This is a genomic window from Streptococcus intestinihominis, from assembly GCF_046824975.1.
In the GTDB taxonomy this organism is placed as follows: Bacteria; Bacillota; Bacilli; order Lactobacillales; family Streptococcaceae; genus Streptococcus.
The window spans coordinates 162,885-167,792 of the sequence record NZ_JBKQBL010000004.1; the positions used below are offsets into that span (position 1 = coordinate 162,885).

Below are 4,908 nucleotides of genomic sequence, written 5' to 3' on the forward strand. Positions count from 1 at the left end.
AGTTGTTGGAATAAAGTCTTGAAGGGAAACCAAGCCCTCTCTTCCAGACTGCAAGCGAATTATCGGATGCTGATTCTCTTGTGTACGATCAATCCAAAAAATTTGAAAACGAGGATCAAAGACCGTTTTTAATGCAGCCAAGACTGGACTATCTAGTTCAGATAAATCCTGGCGAATTTTTTTCACCTGTTCCGCTGTTAGTTCGACCTTTCTACTACCCGATTCAAGATGTTTGAGTAGAGCATTCAATTCAAATTGGAGACTTTCAAGGATCCGTCGTTTCAACAAGGATTTTTCTATTTCAATCTCCCGTTGCAGATCTAGCATGAAATCCGATAAGGATAAGGAAGCCCTTGAAAACTGCTCCAATGAAAAATATAGTTTTTGTGCTTCATCCACCACTAGAGTCCGATTTTCTACTAGAGAAGGATCATCCTCTAATCGAGTCAATAAATAGGCATGATTGGTGAGCAAGACCCGACTCATTTTGGCTTTTTCTTGACCGAGACGCCAAAAATCTTCTGTGTAAAATAAAGATTTTTTTGATAGCTTCCCATCATGACGGATTTGTTGAACAAAATTCCCGTAACGATGGAGCTGCCCTACTTCGTTTAGATCACCCGTCCTTGTTTGGGTCAACCAGACTAGCAATTGCATTTTGAACCGATTCCAGAGGCGATTTTCCTCTGGTTCATGCAAGATTCGAAAGAACTCATCTAGTTTTAAATAATTTTGAGGACTCTTTAGGCTATGAAAAGAAGTCTGAAAAACGTCCTCAATCATCTTAGCCTCCTGCTGCATAATCTGGTCTTGTAAGACCTTGGTTGGAACACTGACGACAATCTGGTCCCTTGTATGCGCTAGTAAGGGAAGGAGGTAGCCATAGGTTTTTCCAATCCCAGTAGGTCCCTCGACAAAGGTTGCTACTTCTCTCGAAGACTGAAGACTTTCTTCAATTGACTGGGCAAACTCTTGCTGCAAGGGACGGGGTTCCATGCCCATTAACTGGATATTAATATCAAACTGATCAGAAAAATTCTTGGCATCTCTTTTGATCAGAGGCTTACGAAGAAAAATCCCATGGTGAGATGTCAAGTCCTCTTTATGAAAAGCTCCCGCATCCTCGAATGCATCCTCTATCAAGAGTCTCGACTCGTAAATCAGATTATCAGAAAATGATAGCAAGGTTTCCACCAATTCCCTTGGTAAGGAAGCAATCGTTTCACGAAGCTTAAGAAATAGCTGGGCGGTTGCTTGCGCATCAGAAATAGCTGAGTGAGCATGGTCTAGAGGAATCGCCAATTCTTCACACAGGCTACTTAAATTATATCTTTCTAGGGTTGGGAAAAAGACTTGGGCCAATTCAACCGTATCGATCCGGGGGGTTATGAGCTCAAAGCCTTCCCAAAACAATGATTCTGCCAAGAGATTGGCATCAAATTTGACATTATGAGCCACAAAGACAGCATCTTCAATCAGTTCGTATACATGTCTGGCCACCTGTGAAAAGTCAGGGGCCTTCCTGAGTTGCTGATTGGTAATGCCAGTCAGTTGGCGAATATGTTCGTCTAGTTCCTCATGGGGGTTGACATCAGTCTCATAGGTCTCTACAATCTGCCCATCTTGAATGATGACAATCCCGATTTGAATAATTTTTGTATTGCTGCTTGCACTGGTCGCTTCCAGGTCCACGACAGCATATTTTCTTTTAACATTCGTCGTCATAGCACTTAAAATTATATCATTTTCCGACTCGCTTTGCTTGGTATTTTATGACATTGAAGGGACCAAATCCAGCCAAGCGACGATTCTTCGGTTTCTAGAGGCGTTTTAGTCAGCTATTTTACAATATTTTTGATAGACTAATAGAGAAAGGAGCTCTTATGAAAATCCACCGCATTGTCAATCCCATCGCTTATGAAAACACCTACCTGCTTGAAAACGAGGACTATGTTTTGGTCGTTGATCCCGGGAGTGCTTGGGAACAAATTCGCAGCCGCATCGATCAACTCGCAAAACCAATTGCTGCTATTCTCCTCACCCATACCCACTACGACCATATCATGAGTTTAGAGAAAGTGCGGGAAACTTATGGCCATCCACCTGTTTATGTAGATGCTCATGAAGCAGCCTGGCTTCAAAGTCCTGTGGACAATCTTTCTGGTTTAGACCGCCATTCTGATTTAACGGATGTGGTCTGCCAGCCAGCCGAAGAGCATTTTGAATACCGAACAAATTATCATTTGAAGAACTTCCATTTTTATGTTCTTCACACACCAGGACATTCCATCGGAGGGGTCTCCTTGGTCTTTCCTGATGACCACCTTGTCTTGACAGGAGATGCCCTTTTCCGAGAAACCATTGGACGGACCGATTTGCCGACAGGAAGCGGACCCCAACTCCTTGAAAGTATTAAGACACAATTGCTCACTCTTCCATCCTCTTATGCAGTATACCCAGGACATGGGAATAATACCACTATCGGTCATGAAAAAATGTTTAATCCCTTCTTTCGAAATCGATAAAAAAGGAAGTTCAGATGAACTTCCTTTCAATTTAAAAATAAAGTCCTCTAAAAAACTTTCCTTAGGTGAGCACGGACGTTAGCGAACTTCTCCGAAGTTCCATAACTTAGTTTTGAACCTAAGGTTTCAAAACTCCCGAGTGCCTGAAATCGAATTTTTACAGGCACTTTTCTCACAGCGGAAAGTTTTTAATCTTCTTAATTGACTAAAATATTATAAGTTGTTTTTTGAAAATCATCTAGCTAATTTATTTAAAATAACAGTTTATTTGCATTAAAAAAGGAAGTTCTTTTGAACTTCCTTTTTTTGTATAATCTTAAATCTTCAAGAAACGTCTCATTGAAATAGATGAGCCAAGTGCTCCAATTAAAATACCGAGACCAAACAGTCCTCCGACCATAATCGGAACAAGAAGGTTTGGACTATATAAGAACAATTTCTGATCTTGTAGGGTATTGTACATGGACTTGTAGACAATATTATAGACATAATAAAGCAAGAGAGCTGGTGGAATTGCACCAATCAAGCCAATCCAGGCACCTTCCAGAAGGAATGGCGCACGAATATAGCCACTCTTAGCACCTACTAGACGCATAATCTTGATTTCTCGACTTCGTGAAATAATGGTAATCCGAATCGTATTAGAAATCAAGAAGACTGCGATAAAGATTAGTAAAGCGGCACCAATCAAGCCCCAAATACGGATGAAGTTCCCGAGAGCAAAGAGACGTTGAGTATCAACTCCCCCATCTTTTACTTCAGACACCCCTTCGATTTTCTTAGCGGCCTTGGAAACTTCTTTTACATACTTAGGAGCCGTTGTCTCTACAAAATAGGCATCATAGAGTGGATTGGCATCTCCGTCAAAAATTTTCCAGTTATTACCGGCAGTCTTGATCAAGTTTTCATATTGTTCTTCCTTGCTGGAGAACTCAACTTTATCAACATTCTTCATGGCTGTCAACGCATTATAGACTTTCTTGTAGTCCTCATTATCAACCATCTGGCCTTCTTTTTCGATCTGCTGGCTTTGATCTTGGATATCCTTGCGCATATAGACAACAATCCGTACACTATTTTGAATATCATCTGATAGCTTGATCGTATTCGCAATAACTGAGGCAAAAATCGCTACAAGTCCAAGTGTAATCATCACCGAACTAACCGCAGCAATGGTCATCCAGCCATTCCGTTTTAAACTTTTAAATGATTCAATGAGATGGCGGAAAAATCTTCTAATCATCGTATCCGTACTCTCCTTCCGCTTCATCCCGTACAACACGGCCATTTTCAATGGCGATAACACGGTGACGAAGTGTATTTACAATTTGGCTATTATGAGTCGCCATCAAAACAGTGGTACCTTGCAAATTAATTCGCTCTAAGAGGTTCATAATTTCCCAAGAGTTATCTGGGTCCAAGTTCCCTGTTGGTTCGTCCGCAATCAATACTTTAGGATTGTTGACGATGGCACGCGCGATAGCGATCCGTTGTTGCTCACCACCTGAAAGCTCATTTGGGAAGGAACGAACCTTGTGTTTCAAACCAACAAGGTCTAAAACTTCCATAACGCGTTTTTTAATGTTGCGACGACGCTCTCCGATTACTTCCATTGCGTAGGCAATATTTTCATAAACGGTCTTTTTAGGAAGCAATTTGTAGTCTTGGAAGACTACCCCAACGTTCCGACGCAACATCGGAATATCGCGTTTTTTGATTTTATCTAAATCAAAACCAGCAACTTTCAAGCTACCTTTATCATGCTTCACCTCACGGTAAAGCAAGCGAATAAAGGTTGATTTACCTGCACCAGAAGGTCCTACAATATAGGCAAATTCTCCTGGTTCAATATGAACGGTCACTCCTCGAAGAGCTGTCGTTCCGTTGTCATACTTTTTGACAACATCTTTCATTTCAATCATTGACATGTATTGAAAATTCCTTTCCACATTTTATATAGAAGGAGGACTTTAATTGAGACGCCATTTTAAGTAGGCATCAATAAAGCCATCAATATCTCCGTCCATTACTTTATCAACTTGGGCTACTTCATAGCTTGTACGGTGATCCTTCACCATGGTATATGGTGTAAAGACGTAGGAGCGAATCTGACTTCCCCAGGTGATTTCTTTTTTATCACCCTTTAAGGAGTCCACTTCAGCTGCCTTCTTTTCTTGCTCCAATTGATAAAGTTTCGCCTGCAACATTTTCATTGCACGGTCACGGTTTCCGTACTGAGTCCGGTCAACCGTCGAAGCAACTACAATCCCTGTTGGGATGTGAGTCAAACGAACACCTGTAGAAACCTTGTTGACATTTTGTCCACCAGCTCCACCCGAACGGAAGGTATCCATCTTGATATCATCATCTCGGACTTCCACTT

The 4,908-nt window shown here is 41.3% G+C and carries 5 protein-coding genes; 1 reads left to right on the forward strand and 4 read right to left on the reverse strand.

Annotated elements, in window-relative coordinates:
* Positions 1-1,725 (reverse strand): bifunctional DnaQ family exonuclease/ATP-dependent helicase (locus tag ACLOR3_RS07655; protein ID WP_412037116.1); only part of this gene is annotated, 1,725 nt, incomplete at its 3' end.
* A 158-nt stretch (positions 1,726-1,883) separates the two neighbouring features.
* On the opposite strand from ACLOR3_RS07655, the gene ACLOR3_RS07660 reads away from it, so the two are divergent.
* Positions 1,884-2,525: an MBL fold metallo-hydrolase gene (locus tag ACLOR3_RS07660; RefSeq protein WP_411399913.1), complete on the forward strand. Its 642-nt coding sequence runs from the start codon at positions 1,884-1,886 to the stop codon at positions 2,523-2,525.
* A 316-nt stretch (positions 2,526-2,841) separates the two neighbouring features.
* On the opposite strand, the gene ftsX is transcribed toward ACLOR3_RS07660, so the two are convergent.
* From ftsX to ACLOR3_RS07675, 3 genes are all read right to left on the reverse strand, one after another.
* A complete protein-coding gene (gene ftsX, locus ACLOR3_RS07665; RefSeq protein WP_048714915.1) occupies positions 2,842-3,768 on the reverse strand; it encodes a permease-like cell division protein FtsX in 927 nt (308 codons plus the stop codon).
* The gene (ftsE, locus tag ACLOR3_RS07670; protein ID WP_006595938.1) at positions 3,761-4,453 is read right to left on the reverse strand and encodes a cell division ATP-binding protein FtsE; all 693 of its coding nucleotides are present in this window, start codon (positions 4,451-4,453) and stop codon (positions 3,761-3,763) included. Before ftsE ends, ftsX begins: the two co-directional genes overlap by 8 nt.
* A 42-nt stretch (positions 4,454-4,495) precedes the next feature.
* A partial coding sequence (locus ACLOR3_RS07675) for a peptide chain release factor-like protein (RefSeq protein ID WP_412037117.1) occupies positions 4,496-4,908 on the reverse strand: 413 nt, incomplete at its 5' end.

What these genes read in the sequence shown, in the direction of transcription:
- ACLOR3_RS07660 (WP_411399913.1), top strand. Translation starts at nt 1,884, where the DNA reads ATGAAAATCCACCGCATTGTCAATCCCATCGCTTATGAAAACACCTAC.
- ftsX (WP_048714915.1), bottom strand. Translation starts at nt 3,768, where the DNA reads ATGATTAGAAGATTTTTCCGCCATCTCATTGAATCATTTAAAAGTTTA.
- ftsE (WP_006595938.1), bottom strand. Translation starts at nt 4,453, where the DNA reads ATGTCAATGATTGAAATGAAAGATGTTGTCAAAAAGTATGACAACGGA.